Consider the following 17878-nt stretch of genomic DNA (forward strand, 5'->3'; position numbering starts at 1 on the left):
GAGGACAGCCGGGTTCCACATACGCGATGCGAGATTTATTGCACGAACGCGCCGATCGAGAGGTAAGGATTGACGACGCCGGCTTGAGTGGGCGTGGACGATGGCGTGTTGACGCCGTTCATCAACAGGCCGTATACCTGCCCTACCTGGACCATCACGCCGGAATCGCCGGCCTTGTAGATCAAGGTGCTACCCGACGTCAGCGGACGCGTCGCCGTGACATTGACGAGCCCCGGTTTCGACTGCGTGTAGTCGAAGCTGAAGTCACCGGAATCTACGGTCGTGAAGGGATTGACCAGTTTTCCGACCGAGCCCTGAAACAGCGTCGAGGTGTAGTTCACGCCGGGTGCAAACGACGCGCTGCCGTCGATGCAGGCACCCGCCGACGCGTAGGCGGTCGAATACTGCCCGTTGATCACCACACTGCCTTGCACCGCGGCGCTATAGGTGACCACGCCGCACGCCGACGCGCTGTTCGCCCCAATGTAGCCACCGCTCAAGGTGCCCGCAGCCAGTTGTGTCGCCGGCGCCAGCAGGGAAATGCCAAGCTGGTCGTCGAGTACCGAAGCGAACGGATTGGCCAGATCGGCCGACGCGTAACCGACGCGAATGATGACGGGCACCAGTTGGCCATTCACATTGCCGACGATCATCACGCCATGCGCGTGGTTGGTACTGGTGATCAGTTGGGTGACCCCCTGCCCGACAGCCGGGTAGTACAACTGTCCGCTCGGCGGTGTGCTGACGAACACGTTGTCTGGCGTTCCGTCGGCATTGGTTCTAAGCGTCCATGGCGTACCGGTGGACGTACACGAGTAGGTGGAACCGTCGGGCACGCAGGTGCCGTTGGCATCGAAGCTCTCCGAGGCCTGGATCGCATCGGGCTCCCAGCCTACGTTGCTGCCGGACGTCACAACCGGCGCGCCGCTCTGGAAGCTGGTGCCTTCCGGTGTCATGCGGAATCCCAACTCGTTGTAGGCGCCGGCCACTTTCGAGAAGTCCGTGACCGTCTGGCTGAAGCCGAGGAACGGGTACGAGTCGAAGGTGCGCGACGGCACCGCGCCGATGGTGTAGCCCGGGAAGAGCGGAACGCCGCCGAACGAGATCGTGGCGCCGGGAATACCGCCGCCAATGATCCCCTGTCCGACGAACAGCATGGGAGGATCCTGCGGGTTCACCGTGATCGAATAGGCGCCGTCCTGGGTCTTGCCATTTTCCAGCAAGATCGCGCATCGGTTCTGTTCGGCGGTCGGCAATGCGTAAGGCGTGCTGACGTTGCCGCTGGCGTCCGTCACCTGGTACTGGTTGGGATGCACGTACGAACCCGTGATCGTCAGACCCGCACGCGTCTGATTGACCTGGCCCGCCGAGACCGGCACGGCCGATTCCACAAAGGTCATCTGATACTGGCTCGTTGCCGAGTTGAACTGCATCTTGATGTATTCGCCGCTCCCGGAGCCACCCGTGTAGGTCGTCGAGTTGTCGAGCGACTCGGGACATAGCTGCTTGGCGGCCACCGGCGTGGAGGTGGGCGCGCCCTGTCCGCTACAGGTACTGCCCGAGCATTGCGGCACGGAGATAGCAGCCGGCGAACCGGGGGTGTCTCCGTTGCAGCCCGATAGCATTACAGGCAATGCGAGTACGCAAAATATGAAAACTGCCAGCCCTCGCCGGCTCCCTCGATGCGCCATTACTCGTCTCCGTAGTCGTATTTTTATTTAAAACCCAGACATCATCTATTCACCCGGCATTGATGTGTCCATTCATTGCAATGCGTGCAAATCAATGCATAAAACGTTTTTGCGCTACTCTGGCCGCCGGATTAAACGGAATAACATTTCCCGCGGCAAAATGCATATTGCATTGAAGGACAACCGGAATCCGCAATACGCGTAGCACATTGCAGACTGCAATGCAGTTGTCTTCCCTGGCGGATATGGACCTCGTGGTGCATTGCGCTAATTGGCCGGATATTCATGTAATTTGTGGGCATACACTAGCCCTACAGACCTGACGTGTACATAGAGTCTTTGATCCAAACAAGCTAGCTGGGACAGCGGTGCCTGTTCTCATGGGTCTGCCGGGATTTAAAACGGGTGTGTGAATGGGTTTGCCTGCTTGAAGTGAGATTACAGCGACCCATGGGATGCAATTCACGTATTCTGATCTCCGGTATCCATGGCAAGCGCAACGAATCGCGAGTCCAACGAATGCGTTGCGATTTTGTTCGTTAATCTGGGAGCTGGCATGCTGTCCTTGCGAAGCGAGAAAAAACATACCGCGATATCGCTGTGGAGTGGCGTGGGGTGGGCGATATGTGGATGCGTAGCGATTGCGGTGACGTTGGTGGCGATGGGGCGGTGGCCGGCAGGCGGCGGAGGTATGACGCCTGTTGCGATGCCGGCGGGAACGCAAGGCTCGGGTGCCGTAGCGAATGCGCCTACGGGCGCGGGAGGCGCGCAACGTTCATTGGTTCAGCCGGCTTCAGCGGCGACGAACGGGGTGGACGTGCTGGCACGACTCGAGACGGCAGGGGGTAGCGGTCATGCCGTTCAGTCTGAAACGAATACGAGCAACACGCTAAACGAAGCGCTGCAACGCGCGTTCTCTTACCCGGATTTCACTGCACTGGCCGGGCGGAGCGATCCTGAAGGTCTGGTGGAAGCAGCGGCTTGGGCCGATGCGTGCGCGGGCGGGATGCTGGCCGCACAGGAGCAATTGCTGCGTTGCGGCGACGCGAAACTGCACGAGGCGCGCTATGCCGAGGACATGCTAAAGAAGGCCGCTGACGCCGGGCAACCTGCGGCTGTTCTTGCGCTGGCGCAGCGGTACCCTGCGCAATGGTTGGAGATTCCTCTGCCCGGCGGGGATATGCTGGGTGACCGCGTGTTTACGCTTGCTGCCCGTGGTCACCCCGCCGCCCTGGCGATGCTCAGCCAGTTGTGCGCTGTCGAAGGCGCATGCGTCGAGCCGCAGTTGACGCGCAACGTGCTGGCACTGCTGCAATTGAGTATCTACAAGACCGGAACGTCTGATGTTAGCCAGTATCTGACGGGGCCTGAGAGCGAGCGGCGAGCCGCTGCCGATCGGGCCGCACAACTACGCGCGAGGTTGAATTGGCCGGCCTGAACGAGAACCTTCGTTAAGATCTGGTGCCCGTCATAGCTAGTACACCTTACGAGAGATGCACACGACGTCGACCGGCCTGTGGCTTTCGTCGGACGAGACGGTTGGACACCGACCGTTTGGCGGCCATCGGGGACGCGAGCGTCGAATCGTCCGAGTTCATCGATCTTTTGGCGGATGCAGGTATGTCGATGGGAGGATCGTACCGATAGAGTATGGGTCGAGAAAGATCTACCGGGGCAGATCAGATTTGTCTAACTTGGGGGCTGCCCGCAACCGGCGCAGCGAATTGCGGCACTTCTATTTTTTAGTTGGGGCGCACATGCGCATCTCCATCGGAACATGGTTCGTCGCTGACTCGAAAGAGAACGAAACCGCATTTCCACAAGTTGGGCAGCGCTCCTCAACCCTCGCCTTTCAGGACGTCTACTGGCGTTGCGTCGCGTGCTTCTACGTCACGAGTGTTGCCAACAATCCGCACGCAAGGCACGTGTTTTATACAAACACCCACATCAGACATGTCGACGGTTTTGACATGCAAGGGCTGTTCGACCGGCTTGGTGTGGAAGTTATCCAGCTTCCCATCACCTACAGGCTCCCGCGAGACAAGGCCAGATCCTGGGGGAATCAGTTTTACATCCTGGACATCATCAAACACATGGCCGGAAACCCGTCCACTGATAAGTTCGTCATTCTCGACAGCGATTGCATCTGGAATTCGAGCGCAGAAAAGCTGAGCAGTGCGCTCGATGAATGTGGATGCCTGATGTACACGCTTGGTAATGAGGAATTCGAAACCAACGCGGCTATCAACGGTATTACGCGGCAGCAGATGCGGGCAGCCCTGAATGACTGGCAAGGCACAAGCACACCAGGCGCATCGGCTGAAGCCGAGGGCGTCGAATATAACGGTGGCGAACTGTTCGCCGCTACGCACGCCGAATGCAAGGTCCTTGCCTCCATGATCGACGATCTATGGCAATGGCAATCTGGACAGCCGGACAAAAAGGGATTTCTTGAGGAAGCTCATTTCCTCAGCATCCTCTATGCGGCTCGCGGATACAAGACGTCGACTGCGAATCCGTTTATCAAGCGGATGTGGACCGCATTCAAGTTCAACAATGTCGAGAAGAAGGATCTCGGCATTGACATCTGGCATTTACCTTGCGAAAAGAAAAGCGGGTTCCGTACAGCGTTTGGACAACTGGCGGATGGCAAATTGCCGGACGACCCGTCCCGTTTGAGCGCTTATTTTGCGCACACCATGGGAATTCCTCGGCGCAGCACAGGAAAATTCGTTGCGGACGCCTCGCGGAAGATCAACGAAAAAGCGCAGGCTTTTGTGGGTGCCAGGATTGGGTTGAGGGCGGGGTAAGCAGGGCTAGCGAAGCTTCGTCAAAGAGACGTCGCAAACCGACGCGGTACACCCCACAGGCAACGCCGCTCACGCGAGTTGCGCCGCCATCTGCCGGAGCCGAGGACCGGCGTGGTTATGAAAGCGCTGGATTCCTGCGCACAGGTAGTTAAGCCCCGGCTCTCCGTCAGGCGTACGCAGGAAGCGGTTCTTCGGACACTCCCCCCAGCACAGTTTCAGGTGCTTGCATTGTTTGCAGTAGGTAGGCAACGTGCTCCGCTTCGCATATCCAAACGTCTGCTGACGGGCAGAAAATGCCATCGCGCCGAGATGCTCGTTCTGGATGTTGCCCAGAGCGAAGTCAGGATAGACATAGTGATCGCATGAGTAGGCGGTGCCGTCGTGCTCCACGGCGAGCGCCTTGCCGCAGAACTCAGCCGTCACGCAGGTTTGTGCCGGCTGACCCATGGACTGCGCCACGGCGGTCTCGAACACACTGACCAGCACCCGTCCGGCGTCCTTACGGTCCCATTCGTCGAAGGTGCGGCAAAGAAAGTAGCCCCAATCCTGTGGGTCGACGGACCATTCGGTGACGATCGAGTCGGGGTTTCCTGGCCTCGCCGCACTTGAGTCCATCAAAGGCATGGAGTCGAGCGGCCAGTGTTGCGGAGCAACCGTCGTGAAGTCTTTCGGCTCCACGCATGGAATGAACTGCATATAGGTCGAGCCGATCTCGTCGCGCAGAAAGCGGTAGACATCGAGCGGGCGCTTCGCGTTGATGCGGTTGACCACGGTCAGCGTGTTAAATCGCACGCCATGGCGCTTCAGCGCGCCGATCCCGCGCATGACCGAGTCGAACGTGGAGTTGCCTTTCCGGTCCACGCGAAACGCATCGTGAAGCGCGCGCGGTCCATCGATACTGACGCCCACCAGAAAATCGTGCTTCGCGAGGAACGCGCACCAGGCATCGTCGAGCAGTGTGGCATTGGTCTGCAGGTCGTTGACAATGCGTCGCCCCATGAGCCGGTAGCGCGCCTGCAACTCCACGATCAGCTCAAAGAACGCGAGACCTAACATGGTCGGCTCGCCGCCTTGCCAGGAAAACACAATCTCATCGGCGTTCTGCGCCTCGATGTACTGCCTGATATAGCGTTCCAGCATCGACGACTCCATCCGCCGGCCGCGATGTTGATCGAGCAGGTGTTCCTTGTGCAGGTAGTAGCAGTAAGTGCAATCGATATTGCACGTCGAACCCACCGGCTTGGCCATTGCGTGAAAGCGCCCTTTGCGCTCGGGTCTGCACGGCTCTGCGGCGGGCGTTGGATTGAGGCAGGGTAGCGGGCTTGTGCCAGCAGCTTTGCGCACAATAACTTTCATGGGAAGCAGCTCCTTCGGTTCGTGTGCGCCGGCCGCGTGTATGGCGGCCGGCGCACGAGGTGCAGGAATCAGCCGGTTAATCGCCGGCTGCGCTCCCCTTCTGGATCGATTCGAGTCGCTGGCGCAGCGCCTCGACGCGCTGGAACTGCGAATTCCTCACTGGCCCCGTGTAGGACACGCTCTGGACCGGTCGCGGCGGATATTTGATGTAGCTGTCAAGCGACTGCTTCAGAACCTCGTCGAAGATCGGCATGGTCCAGCTCTTTTCAGTCCAGCTGGTCATGAAGATGTCGTAGTGTTCACCCGGATCGGCCTGCAGGTCATAGAGGCGCGGCACGGTCGCGACATATTTGTCCGGACCACGCCAGCCTGTGTGCTCCTCATCGGAGAAGGGCGGGTAATCGCCACGCAGATTGAACACAGCCTTGAACTTTCCGACGCGGATAGCGCCAGGTGCAAGCTCATCTTCGGTCTGGTAGAGCCAGAAGTTACGCCTGGACTTGCCGGTACCCAGCAGAATCGGCGTCATATCGTAGCTGTCGAAGATAGTCGGTTTGCCCTCGCGGTCGGTGGTCGGCAAGGTCGCCCCTGCTACGTGTGCAAAGGTAGCCATCAGGTCGAGACCACCGGCGATGTCCCACGACGAACCATAGGGCTTGATGTGCTTCGGCCACCAGGCAATGGCGGGAACGCGGCTGCCGGCTTCCATGTCGGTGCCCTTGGTGCCGCGGAACGGAGTCCATCCGGCATCCGGATACACGTCTTGCCATGCGCCGTTGTCCACGGTGTAGAACACGAGCGTGTTGTCGGCAATGCCCGCGGCACGGATCGCGTCCATCACGCGACCGATACGGGTGTCTAGCTCGACGACCGCGTCGCCGTACTTGGTCTTGACTGCCGATTTCCCAACGAACTCAGGCGCCGGCAGATTAGGCTGATGGTTCTTCGTGAAGTTGATGCTCATGAAGAACGGCTTGCTGTCGTGGGAATGGCCGTTAATGTAGTCAATGGACGCGGTCTCGACACCCTGGTCCAGCGTAGGAATATCCTCGCTGGTGATTTTCCGAACCTCCTGCGCATTTTCACCCGCCTTGCCCTGCAACTCGCCCAATGGCTTCACCTTCTGAATGTCGACCGGCCAGTCGGGATTCCATTTCGAATCGGCGTACGTATAGGCGTTCAGGTGATACAGATAAACGCTCTTCATTTCGTCGTAGCCATGCGCTGTCGGCATCGCGTAGTCGGCTTCACCCAGATGCCATTTGCCGGTGAAGAACGTGGAGTAACCCGCGTTCTTGAGCACGTCGGCCACAGTCACCTCGCCCTTCGGCAGACCGCCACCCTGCCCAGGCGCCGCAACCGTCGTCATCCCGCTGCGGTTCGGCAAGCGTCCGGTCTGCATCGCAGCACGGCCGGGGGTGCAACTCGGTTGTCCATAGAAGTCCCAGAACTGCATGCCTTCGTGCGCCATGCGGTCCAGATTCGGGGTAGGCGCCCCGCGCCCTTCCCCGCCGCCATATACGCCCAGGTCCCCCCAGCCGGTGTCGTCCGAGACGATCAGGACAATGTTCGGTTTCTGGCTGGTCTGCGCCAGTGCCGGTGCGACCCCGGCGCAGATCAACGCGGCCGCCGCGGCGACTCTCAGGAGCGCTGGGTGCCTCGATGCAGGTTTATAAAACATAGATTGCTCCGTTGGAGTTGAAAAAATTGCCTGACACTCGTATTGCTTAGGTTTGCTTCTTATTGACCTCGTGTTAACGAAGCTGTGGTGGTCGCTCCCACCCCACCCGTACTGATGACAGGCTCGGCCACGACGACGTCGCGAGGTAAAGATTCTGTTTCGCTCTTTTAAATCGGATTGCTAAATTAGTGGCGGCCCTCGCCTCGTGCTCGTCTTCGCTGATATGTCGAAGCGCTTCCGCCTATTTGAAGCTGGCGCCAAGCGACAACTCGACTGCATTGCCCTTCGGACGATTACGGACTTCAAACTCGTTGACCCAGCGCAGGGATGCTGAAACGGGCCTACTACTCCATTTTCCCGACCAGGTGACGACAGGCCCCATGCCGATCGAGTGCCCGCTCGCGCCTCCGGTGACATCGGCCAGTCCACCGTAGTCGTCGCCCAATTGCTGAACCCAACCGCCGATCAGGCCCACGCCCCAACCGCCGGTGAGGCGCTTTAGCGCGAGCAGGTCCAGAACGCTGACGGGGGCGTTGTGATAGTGCGTGGCGTTATTGGCGGTATAGAACTCGACGCCGTAGTTCGCCGACAACTCAATGTCCTGTGAGGGCAGCAGTTTCGTGTACGCAATGGTCGGGACGAACGTCCAGGTGTTCTGTCCAGCATTGGCAAGACGGCTTGCGCTGTAGGCGCCGGTGGGCGCATACATCTGAATGCTCAACGCAATATGATCGACTTTAGTCAGGTGATAACCGGCGACGACCGGGGTAAAGAAGATGTCGGCGAACTGTGTGCCGCTGTCGGCCGGGAGCAGGCCGTGGAACGACGAAACCGACGTGTACTGAACCGGCACGCTGAATGCCGATGCGAAATTCCAGCCGCCCGCGGTGATGCCCCAGCTCTTTGCCGCGCTGATCAGGTTGTACGAGATATGGTAATCAAGGCCCATTGAAACGGTGCCGGCAACCGGGATGGCTTTGCTTTTGCCGAGCGAGCCTTCGTAGTAAATGGAGGTGACCGAAACCATCCAGTCCGAGGTGGGCGGCACAATCCCCGCATACGGCGCGATCTGCATGCCCGTGATCGGCCGGCCAATCCCCCCTTCTGTCGCGCTCGCGAGCGACACCCAGCCAAATGCCACCGACGCCACCATCGCCGACAGGCAGCCATACGGCAGGCGCCGCGCTGACAATTCATTCATCTTGCAATCCTTTCCTTCTAGAGCCATTTCTTAATTCGAATAGATATATTTCGCATATCTTATTAATTAGATGAATGGAAACCCCACCGTGTCTGGACGCGCGCCGCGCTATCGCAATTGAGTGCGCGTGCACGGCGGACCCGAACGCTGCCTGCGTACTTCGTCGCGGCCAAACCCTACGGCAACCGGGAGATTGCTCTGTTCGTCGCCAAATACCTGGATTACGTTGAGGCGCCCTCGTGCCGCATAAGCACCACCTGCATCGGCGTTTAATTTTCAGCGACGAATCGGGATTTATCGAACCCCTCGTTTCCCGGCATCATCATGCTGCTCTTTGGGCAAACAGGAATTTTGCGGGCCATTCTTTAATAGAGATCAGCACGGAAAGGTCAAGGGGCTCCGAAGTATTGGATTCCACTTCCCCACATGGCAGACTATTAATAACGAAATTTCGATTATTTAACTACGAATCAAACAAATATAAATGGAAATGCCTTTCTCCGTGAATGCAGGAAAAATACGACAATCAATTAGGATCAGTCCTATCGCAGCACGCGCCACGATCTAGCCCCTACGGCTCCGCAGATTTATTTTTAGCTTCTTGCTGCGCCGCCTTCATGTTTTCGAAATGTTAGCAAACACCTTCCTTTTTCGCAACGAGGTTTTATTGCGATAAAGTCGAATTATTTTGTCAAATTTTTATTCAAACGTTAAACAATGTTTCAAATCAAAAAATGGGATACCCATAAAAGAGAAAGAAGAAATTCAACACGTAACCAAATGGATTAAGCCGCTCAATATTGACCGAGAAACGCTGACCCAAGCACTCTTGCGTCAGCGTCAAAGCAATGAAATGTCGGAATGTTCCGGCTTCGAACCGTGTAGTCCATTCCAGGGACCATCGAGAAGATCGATGTCAAGCGTCGCCTCGTTACACGGCGCTGAGCGGACCGAACCGTGCCGAAGCTTTCGAAGCGGGACCGGGGGTATCGCGGGTCGCTAGCGGAACTGAAGGCCGGGGCGGCGTGGCGCGCCCGCTGGATCCGGGAGAGGCCGGGGTCATGTGCCGGGAAAGCCATCAACCGGAACGAGATAAAAAAAACCCCGCTTAAAGGCGGGGTTGATCTTACATTTTTCGGTTACGGGAAATCAGAACGGAATATCGTCATCCATCTCATCAAACCCGCCGCCGGCCGGCGCGCTCGGACGGCTCGAACCACCACCGCCGCTACCCCCACGCGAAGCGCCACCACCACCCGAAGCCACGCGACCACCACCACCGCCGCCACCACTGCGCTCCGACGGCTCGCGGCTATACCCGCCTTCGTCGCCACCACCACCCATCGCGCCACCACGGCCACCCAGCATCTGCATCTGCTCGGCCACGATCTCAGTGGAATAACGATCCGTCCCATCCTGAGCCTGCCACTTACGCGTACGAATGCGCCCTTCGATATAAACCGACGAGCCCTTCTTGAGGTATTCGTTCACGATCTCGGCCAACCGCCCGAAGAACGAAACCCGGTGCCACTCGGTGGCTTCCTTCATTTCGCCGGACGTCTTGTCCTTGTACCGGTCCGTCGTCGCAAGGCGGATGTTCGCCACTGCGTCGCCGCTCGGAAGATAACGGACTTCCGGATCGGCTCCGAGGTTGCCGACGAGAATGACCTTGTTCACGGATGCCATGAGTTTCTCCTGTTGATTCCGTTGCAGGTGGCGCGGCAACGCACGTTTTACGTCTCAGAACCGGCCGGCCCGAGAGGAAAACTGCGCCTCAGCCGGCCACCGGTGAGTTCTATGATGCCTTCCTGAGCGGCGGCGGCTTCATATTTGCCGCGATTATAAGCCAGCAAAATACCAGCCCGGAGCAGGCGAAGAACACCGCGCTCTGTCCGTCCGCCTTCAGCAGCACACCGCCGAGCACGCCGCCAATGGCGAGGCCGATCGACTGCGTGGTGTTGTACACGCCCGTCGCCGCGCCTTTGCGCGAGCCCGGCGCCAGTTTCGACACCAGCGAAGGCTGCGACGCTTCAAGAATATTGAAGCCGAGAAAGTAGATAAACAGGATCCCGGCCACACTCAGAATGGTATGGGGCGCGACGCCCAGCAGCAACTGTCCGATCAGGATAAGACCAATCGCACTGACGAGCACCACCTTCATCTTGCCGCGCTTTTCCGCCGCGATGATCGCCGGGACCATCATCACGAACGACAGCCCCATCACCGGCAAATAAACCTTCCAATGCGACGCGACCGGTAAGCCGCCCGCTTCCAGAATGCGCGGCACCACCAGGAACAGCGCCGTTTGCGTCGCGTGCAGCACCAGCACGCCAAAGTTCAAACGCAGCAACTCGACGTTGTGCAGCACTTCCGAGAACGGTGCGCGCACGTGCACGGGCATGGGCGCGTTCGGCACGATCCAGATCACCACGCCAATCGCCAGAATCGAGAAAATGCCGACCAGCGTGAACAGGCCGCTCATGCCGACCCACTCGAACACGATCGGCGCGCCGACAATCGCCACGGCGAACGACACGCCAATGCTGCCGCCCACCATCGCCATCGCCTTGGTGCGATGCTCTTCGGACGTGAGATCCGCGATAAAAGCGAGCACGGCGGACGACACTGCGCCCATCCCCTGAATCACCCGGCCGACGATGATCCACGTCATGTCGTGCGCCCCCGCCGCGACAAAGCTGCCGAGCGCGAAGATCGCGAGCCCGGTGGCGATCACCGGCTTGCGCCCCACCTTGTCGGAAACCCAGCCGTAGAAGATATACAGCAGCGATTGCGTCACGCCGTATGCGCCGAGCGCGATCCCCACCAGCAGGACGTTGTTTCCGCCGGGGATGGTTTTCGCGTAGATCGAGAACACCGGCATGATCATGAAGAGACCGAGCATGCGCAGGGCAAAGATGCCTGCGAGCGACACGGTCGCACGCAGTTCAGGCGCGCTCATGCGTGAAGAGGTTGCGGACGGATTGGACATCGGGAACGTGTTTTGAATAATCTGGACGGCCTCGTGGCCGGGCGACACACCGTCGGGCAGCATACCTCGGGCGGCCTGCCGTGAGCGACCCGCGACCTGCGGCAAAGACCCACAGGCGTCTTGCAGTCGCACCAAAAGGCCCCACCTGCCACCTTTCCTCACGACGCTGAACCGCTGTCTTACAGCTCGCCGCGCGCCTGTCGGGCGCTGTCAGGTAGTCGTAACAGCGGTCTTGAAAAGTCGTTATAGTAGCAGGTTTAGCCTCTTCCTCTTTCCGCCAGTTCGTGGCCAGGCGATGGGATCAACGCGTGGAACAAATCCGTATCCGTGGGGCTCGTACCCACAATCTGAAGAACGTCAGTCTCGACCTGCCGCGTCACAAGCTCATTGTGATTACCGGCTTGTCGGGCTCGGGCAAATCGTCGCTTGCCTTTGACACGCTCTACGCGGAAGGGCAGCGCCGCTACGTCGAGAGCCTCTCCGCGTACGCACGGCAATTCCTGCAATTGATGGAAAAGCCGGATGTCGACCTGATCGAAGGTCTGTCGCCGGCCATCTCCATCGAACAAAAGGCCACCTCGCACAATCCGCGCTCCACGGTCGGCACCGTCACGGAGATTCACGACTACCTGCGCCTGTTGTTCGCGCGGGTGGGCACGCCCTATTGTCCGGACCACGAAATTCCGCTGCAGGCGCAAAGCGTCTCGCAGATGGTCGACGCCGCGCTCGCCCTGCCGGACGACACCAAGCTGATGATCCTGGCGCCGGTGGTGGCGGACCGCAAGGGCGAACACGTCGAACTGTTCGAGGAAATGCAGGCGCAGGGCTTTATCCGCTTTCGCGTGCGTTCGGGCGGCGGCACCGCCAATGAAGAGGTCGCGAAGATCTACGAAGTGGACTCGCTGCCGAAGCTGAAGAAGAACGACAAGCATACGATCGACGTCGTGGTCGACCGTCTGAAAGTGCGCGCCGATATGAAGCAGCGCCTCGCGGAGTCGTTCGAAACCGCGCTGCGCCTCGCCGACGGCCGCGCCATCGCACTCGAAATGGACACCGACAAGGAGCATCTGTTCAGCTCCAAGTTCGCCTGCCCGATCTGCTCGTATTCGCTGCAGGAGCTCGAGCCGCGTCTGTTCTCGTTCAACAACCCGATGGGCGCGTGCCCGGAGTGCGACGGCCTCGGCCAGATCACTTTCTTCGATCCGAAGCGGGTGGTGGCGCATCCGTCGCTGTCGCTCGCGGCGGGCGCCGTGAAGGGCTGGGACCGGCGCAACCAGTTCTACTTCCAGATGCTGCAAAGTCTCGCGGCGTTTTACGAGTTCGACATCGACGAGGCCTTCGAGGATCTGCCGGAGAAGGTCAAGAAGATCCTGCTGTTCGGCTCGGGCAAGCAGACCATCCCGTTCTCGTACATCAACGAACGCGGCCGGGCGTCGATTCGCGAGCACGTGTTCGAAGGCATTATCCCGAACCTCGAGCGCCGCTACCGCGAGACCGATTCGGTCGCCGTGCGCGAAGAACTCGCCAAGTACCAGAACAACCAGGCCTGCCCCGCCTGCGCCGGCACGCGCCTGCGCCGCGAAGCGCGCTTTGTGCGCATCGGCGCGAACAGCGACGCCCGCGGCATCTTCGAAATCAGCGGCTGGCCGTTGCGCGATGCGCTCGGCTATTTCCAGACCCTGCGCCTGGAAGGCTCGAAGCGCGAGATCGCCGACAAGGTGATCAAGGAGATCGTCGCGCGGCTGATGTTCCTGAATAACGTCGGGCTCGACTATCTGTCGCTCGAACGCAGCGCGGAAACGCTCTCGGGCGGCGAAGCGCAGCGCATCCGGCTCGCCTCGCAGATCGGCTCGGGCCTGACCGGCGTGATGTACGTGCTCGATGAACCGTCCATCGGCCTGCACCAGCGCGACAACGACCGCCTGATTTCGACGCTGAAGCATCTGCGCGATCTCGGCAATTCGGTGATCGTCGTCGAGCACGACGAGGACATGATCCGCATGGCCGACTACGTGGTCGACATGGGCCCGGGCGCCGGCGAACACGGCGGCATGATCATCGCCGAGGGCACGCCCGAAGAGGTGGAGGCCGATGCGGCGTCGATTACCGGCCAGTACCTGTCCGGCGCACGCACCATCCAGTACCCGGACGAGCGCAAGGAGCCCGACGAGCGGCGCCTGCGCATTGTCGAAGCCTACGGCAACAATCTGCAGCGCGTCACGCTCGACCTGCCGGTGGGCCTCCTCACCTGCATCACCGGTGTGTCCGGCTCGGGCAAGTCCACGCTCATCAACGACACGCTGTATCACGCGGTGTCGCATCACCTGTACGGTTCGTCGGCCGAGCCGGCGCCGTACGAAGCGATCGAAGGCCTCGAGCACTTCGACAAGGTCATCAACGTCGACCAGTCGCCGATCGGCCGCACGCCGCGCTCGAATCCGGCCACGTATACCGGCGTGTTCACGCCGATCCGCGAGCTGTTCGCGGGTGTGCCGGCTTCGAAGGAGCGCGGCTACGATCCGGGCCGTTTCTCGTTCAACGTGAAGGGCGGCCGCTGCGAAGCGTGCCAGGGCGACGGCGTGCTGAAGGTGGAAATGCACTTTCTGCCCGACGTCTACGTGCCGTGTGACGTTTGCCACGGCAAGCGCTACAACCGCGAAACGCTCGACGTCCACTACAAGGGCAAAAGCATCAGCGAAGTGCTGGAGCTGACGGTCGAAAACGCGTACGAGTTCTTCAAGCCCGTCCCGGTCGTGGCGCGCAAGCTGAAAACCTTGCTGGACGTGGGTCTTGGCTATATCCGCCTGGGGCAGTCGGCCACCACCTTGTCGGGCGGCGAAGCGCAGCGCGTCAAACTATCGTTGGAACTGAGCAAGCGTGACACCGGTCGCACTCTATACATCCTCGACGAGCCGACCACCGGTTTGCACTTCCACGATATCGCGCTGCTGCTCGAAGTGATTCACCGTTTGCGAGATCAGGGCAATACCGTGGTGATCATCGAGCATAATCTGGATGTAATCAAAACGGCCGACTGGCTGATCGACCTCGGCCCGGAAGGCGGCGCCGGCGGCGGTCAGATCATCGCCCAAGGCACGCCGGAGCAGGTGGCGAAGTCGAAGGCAAGTTTTACCGGTCGATACCTGGCGCCGCTGCTGAAACGCGACGCCGCCAAAAAGTAATGCTGCACACCCCAGGTTGGAGATGGAAATAAGCCATGACCAAGCGTAACGAGGCGCCCGATGAAGGGCAGGTGCAGGATCTGCGCCCACGCCCGGTCAGGCTGACGAGCGACATGAGCCTGCCGAGGCTGTCCGCGGTCGAGATCGGCAGTTACCTGCTGATGCTGTTCGGCATGTGGGCGGTGCTCAATCTCAGGCTGCTCGGCGCGTTGCTGGCCGGGCTGCTGGTGTACCAGCTCATCCAGACGCTCGCGCCGCGCATCGAAAAGCACATGTCCAGCCAGCGCGCGCGCTGGCTCTCGGTGGTGATCCTCGCGGTGGTGATCGTCGGCGGGCTGACGGGTCTCGTGATCGGCATCATCGATCATTTCGAAGGCGACGTACCGAGCGTGCAGATGCTGCTCGACCAGGCCATGCAATTGATCGACGAGGCGCGCGGCCGGATTCCGCAGTTCGTCGCCAACTATCTGCCGGTCGACACCGATCAGATGAAAGCGCGCGCCACCGAGCTGATGCAAACCCACGCCGGCATGCTGCAGCAAGGCGGCAAGAATGCGGCGCGGGTCTTCACGCATATCCTGATCGGCATGATCATCGGCGCGATCATCGCGGTCGGCGCCCAGAAGCACATGCAGCGGCTACCGCTGTCCACCGCGTTCGTCACCCGCGTGACGCGGTTTGCCGACGCCTTCCGCCGCATTGTCTTCGCCCAGGTGAAGATTTCCGCGATCAACGCGGTGTTCACCGGCATCTTCCTGCTGGTGCTGCTGCCGATCTTCCACGACCGGCTGCCGCTGTCGAAGACGCTGGTGCTCGTCACGTTCATCGTCGGCTTGCTGCCGGTGATCGGCAATCTGATCTCGAACACGATCATCGTCGCCGTGGCGCTCTCGGTGAGCTTTCCGGCCGCGGTCATGTCGCTCGTGTTCCTGATCCTGATCCACAAGCTCGAGTACTTCCTGAACGCGCGGATCGTCGGCGGCCAGATCGAGGCGCGTGCGTGGGAATTGCTGGTGGCAATGCTGATCATGGAAGCGGCGTTCGGCATCCAGGGCGTAATCGCCGCGCCGATCTTCTATGCGTATATCAAGCGGGAACTGATCTATCTGCGGCTGGTTTGATGGATCGATGATTTGGCGGCGGCCGTCTTTTTTTACCCAATGCTCCCGGCCGCCTCCGATCAGCGGAACACGACCGTCTTGCTGCCGTTCAGCACGACGCGATGTTCGACATGCCACTTCACCGCCCGCGCCAGCGTCACGCATTCGACGTCGCGGCCGATCGCCGTGAGTTGATCCGGCGTCATGCTGTGGTCGACCCGCTCCACTTCCTGCTCGATGATCGGACCTTCGTCCAGATCGGTCGTCACGTAGTGGGCGGTGGCGCCAATCAGCTTCACGCCGCGATCGAACGCCTGATAGTACGGCTTCGCACCCTTGAAGCTCGGCAGGAACGAGTGGTGAATATTGATCGCACGGCCAGCGAGGCGTTCGCACAACTGCGGCGAGAGGATCTGCATATAACGCGCAAGCACCACCAGATCGGCCTTGTGCTCGTCGATCACTTCGAGCACACGCGCTTCCTGCGCCGCCTTGCCCTCGGGCGTCGACGCCATCAGCGGGAAGTGGTGGAACGGAATGTCGTAGCTCGCCGCAAGTTGATAGAACTCCTTGTGGTTCGAGATGATCGCCGGAATCTCGATGCCCAGTTGACCGGTGCGGTAGCGGAACAGCAGGTCGTTCAGGCAATGGCCGATCTTCGAGACCATGATCACCACGCGCGGCTTCACCGTCGCGTCGTGCAACTCCCAGCGCATGCCGAAGCCGTCCGCGAGCGTGCCGAACGCGCTGCGCAGCGCTTCCAGCCCCGGATCGCCGCCCACCTGCTGGAAATGCACGCGCATGAAGAACTCGCCGGTATGGCTGTCGCCGAACTGCGCGGAGTCGAGAATGTTGCTGCCGCGCTCGAACAGGAAGCCCGATACCGCGTGGACGATGCCGGGCCGGTCGGCGCACGACAGTTTGAGAATAAAGCTGTGATCGGTCGACATGACCTGGGTGACTCCCTTGTTCAATGCGTGATTCGTTGAAAGCGTCGTTGAAAGCGCCGTTGAATGGTTATGCGATGGCCGGCGGCACGAACAACGCGTCGATCCCCACGCAGTCCTCTGCATCGATCCAGCGCCGGCGCAACAGGCAGTCGAGCGTGGCGAGGCTGGCATCGACGGTCAGCGCGTCTTCCTCGATCCAGCGGGCCACTTCGTCGATGCGTGCCAGGCGGTGCTCGCCCACTTCGCCGTCCTGATTGCGCGGCGCGAAATCCGCCGGCAGCGCGAGGTCGTAGACGAAAATCTGCTCGGCCTGGGTGCCTTCCGGCAAGGACTGCAGCACATGCACCGTGCGCCCCGGCGTGGCGCGCGCAGCGATCTCTTCCGGGATGCCGGCTTCTTCCCAGCACTCCTTGACGATCGTCGCCTCGATCCCGAAGCCCCAGCCTATCCCGCCCGCGACCACGTTATCCAGCATGCCGGGGTCCGTGGCCTTGGTGTCGCTGCGGCGCGCGATCCACAATTGCGGCGCGCCCTCCGCGTATTCTACGACGCCGTTCAGATGCACCGCGTAGGTCATGGTGCCGAAGAAGCGCGAGGCGGCGCGTTCGATATACGCGAGCGGCGGCGCATCGAACGCATTGCGGATCGCGTAGGTCTCGTCGCGCCAGCCGGGAATGCGGCCTTCGGCGGCCAGCGCACCGATCACGGCCCCAAGCGCCGCGCTACGCATATCCACGGTGTTCAAGCGCGGCAATAACACCACGCGCGTGGCGTCGATCTCGAAGACGTCGGGCCAGCGGGCCAGCAGGGGCACGTCCGTCGAGCGAATCCAGCCCACCTGCTGGGCGTCGATCCAGAACGGCCGATGCGCGTGCGCATCGAAGCGGCGCGCTTTGATGATAGAAGGCAAGGTCATGA

12 protein-coding genes are annotated in these 17878 nt (G+C 60.4%); 4 read left to right on the top strand and 8 right to left on the bottom strand.

Going from position 1 to position 17878, the window contains the following annotated elements; translation table 11 throughout:
• Nucleotides 1-35: 35 nt before the first annotated feature.
• A complete protein-coding gene (locus P3T42_RS24185) occupies nt 36-1691 on the bottom strand; it encodes a DUF2957 domain-containing protein (protein ID WP_429307458.1) in 1656 nt (551 codons plus the stop codon).
• A gap of 487 nt (nt 1692-2178) precedes the next feature.
• On the opposite strand from P3T42_RS24185, the gene P3T42_RS24190 reads away from it, so the two are divergent.
• Nucleotides 2179-3129: a hypothetical protein gene (locus P3T42_RS24190; protein WP_429307459.1), complete on the top strand. Its 951-nt coding sequence runs from the start codon at nt 2179-2181 to the stop codon at nt 3127-3129.
• Nucleotides 3130-3448: 319 nt separating this feature from the next.
• On the top strand, nt 3449-4501 hold the full coding sequence (locus tag P3T42_RS24195; RefSeq protein ID WP_074300840.1) for a hypothetical protein: 1053 nt from the start codon (nt 3449-3451) through the stop codon (nt 4499-4501).
• Between the two features lie 69 nt (nt 4502-4570).
• Here P3T42_RS24195 and P3T42_RS24200 read toward each other — a convergent pair whose 3' ends face one another.
• The 5 genes from P3T42_RS24200 to P3T42_RS24220 all read right to left on the bottom strand — a co-directional run bounded on the left by P3T42_RS24200 (nt 4571) and on the right by P3T42_RS24220 (nt 11728).
• Complete coding sequence (locus P3T42_RS24200) at nt 4571-5749, bottom strand: anaerobic sulfatase maturase (protein WP_074300841.1); 1179 nt, start codon at nt 5747-5749, stop codon at nt 4571-4573.
• Nucleotides 5750-5933: 184 nt separating this feature from the next.
• Entirely contained in the window at nt 5934-7538 is a 1605-nt protein-coding gene (locus P3T42_RS24205; RefSeq protein WP_429307460.1) for an arylsulfatase, read from the bottom strand.
• Nucleotides 7539-7779: 241 nt separating this feature from the next.
• A complete protein-coding gene (locus P3T42_RS24210; RefSeq protein ID WP_429307461.1) occupies nt 7780-8739 on the bottom strand; it encodes a SphA family protein in 960 nt (319 codons plus the stop codon).
• Between the two features lie 1149 nt (nt 8740-9888).
• Complete coding sequence (locus P3T42_RS24215) at nt 9889-10425, bottom strand: single-stranded DNA-binding protein (RefSeq protein WP_429307462.1); 537 nt, start codon at nt 10423-10425, stop codon at nt 9889-9891.
• A gap of 109 nt (nt 10426-10534) precedes the next feature.
• Nucleotides 10535-11728: an MFS transporter gene (locus P3T42_RS24220; RefSeq protein ID WP_429307463.1), complete on the bottom strand. Its 1194-nt coding sequence runs from the start codon at nt 11726-11728 to the stop codon at nt 10535-10537.
• Nucleotides 11729-12036: 308 nt separating this feature from the next.
• Between P3T42_RS24220 and uvrA the strand changes: the two genes are divergently transcribed.
• Nucleotides 12037-14910, top strand: a complete 2874-nt coding sequence (gene uvrA / locus P3T42_RS24225; protein WP_074300844.1) for an excinuclease ABC subunit UvrA — start codon at nt 12037-12039, stop codon at nt 14908-14910.
• 35 nt (nt 14911-14945) lie between these two features.
• The gene (locus P3T42_RS24230) at nt 14946-16031 is read left to right on the top strand and encodes an AI-2E family transporter (protein ID WP_074300845.1); all 1086 of its coding nucleotides are present in this window, start codon (nt 14946-14948) and stop codon (nt 16029-16031) included.
• Between the two features lie 59 nt (nt 16032-16090).
• On the opposite strand, the gene purU is transcribed toward P3T42_RS24230, so the two are convergent.
• Nucleotides 16091-16960: a formyltetrahydrofolate deformylase gene (gene purU, locus P3T42_RS24235; RefSeq protein WP_074300846.1), complete on the bottom strand. Its 870-nt coding sequence runs from the start codon at nt 16958-16960 to the stop codon at nt 16091-16093.
• A 67-nt stretch (nt 16961-17027) separates the two neighbouring features.
• Nucleotides 17028-17876, bottom strand: a complete 849-nt coding sequence (locus P3T42_RS24240; protein WP_429307464.1) for an NUDIX hydrolase — start codon at nt 17874-17876, stop codon at nt 17028-17030.
• Between the last annotated feature and the right edge of the window lie 2 nt (nt 17877-17878).

The organism is Paraburkholderia sp. GAS38 (assembly GCF_050434965.1).
Classification (GTDB): domain Bacteria; phylum Pseudomonadota; class Gammaproteobacteria; order Burkholderiales; family Burkholderiaceae; genus Paraburkholderia; species Paraburkholderia phenazinium_A.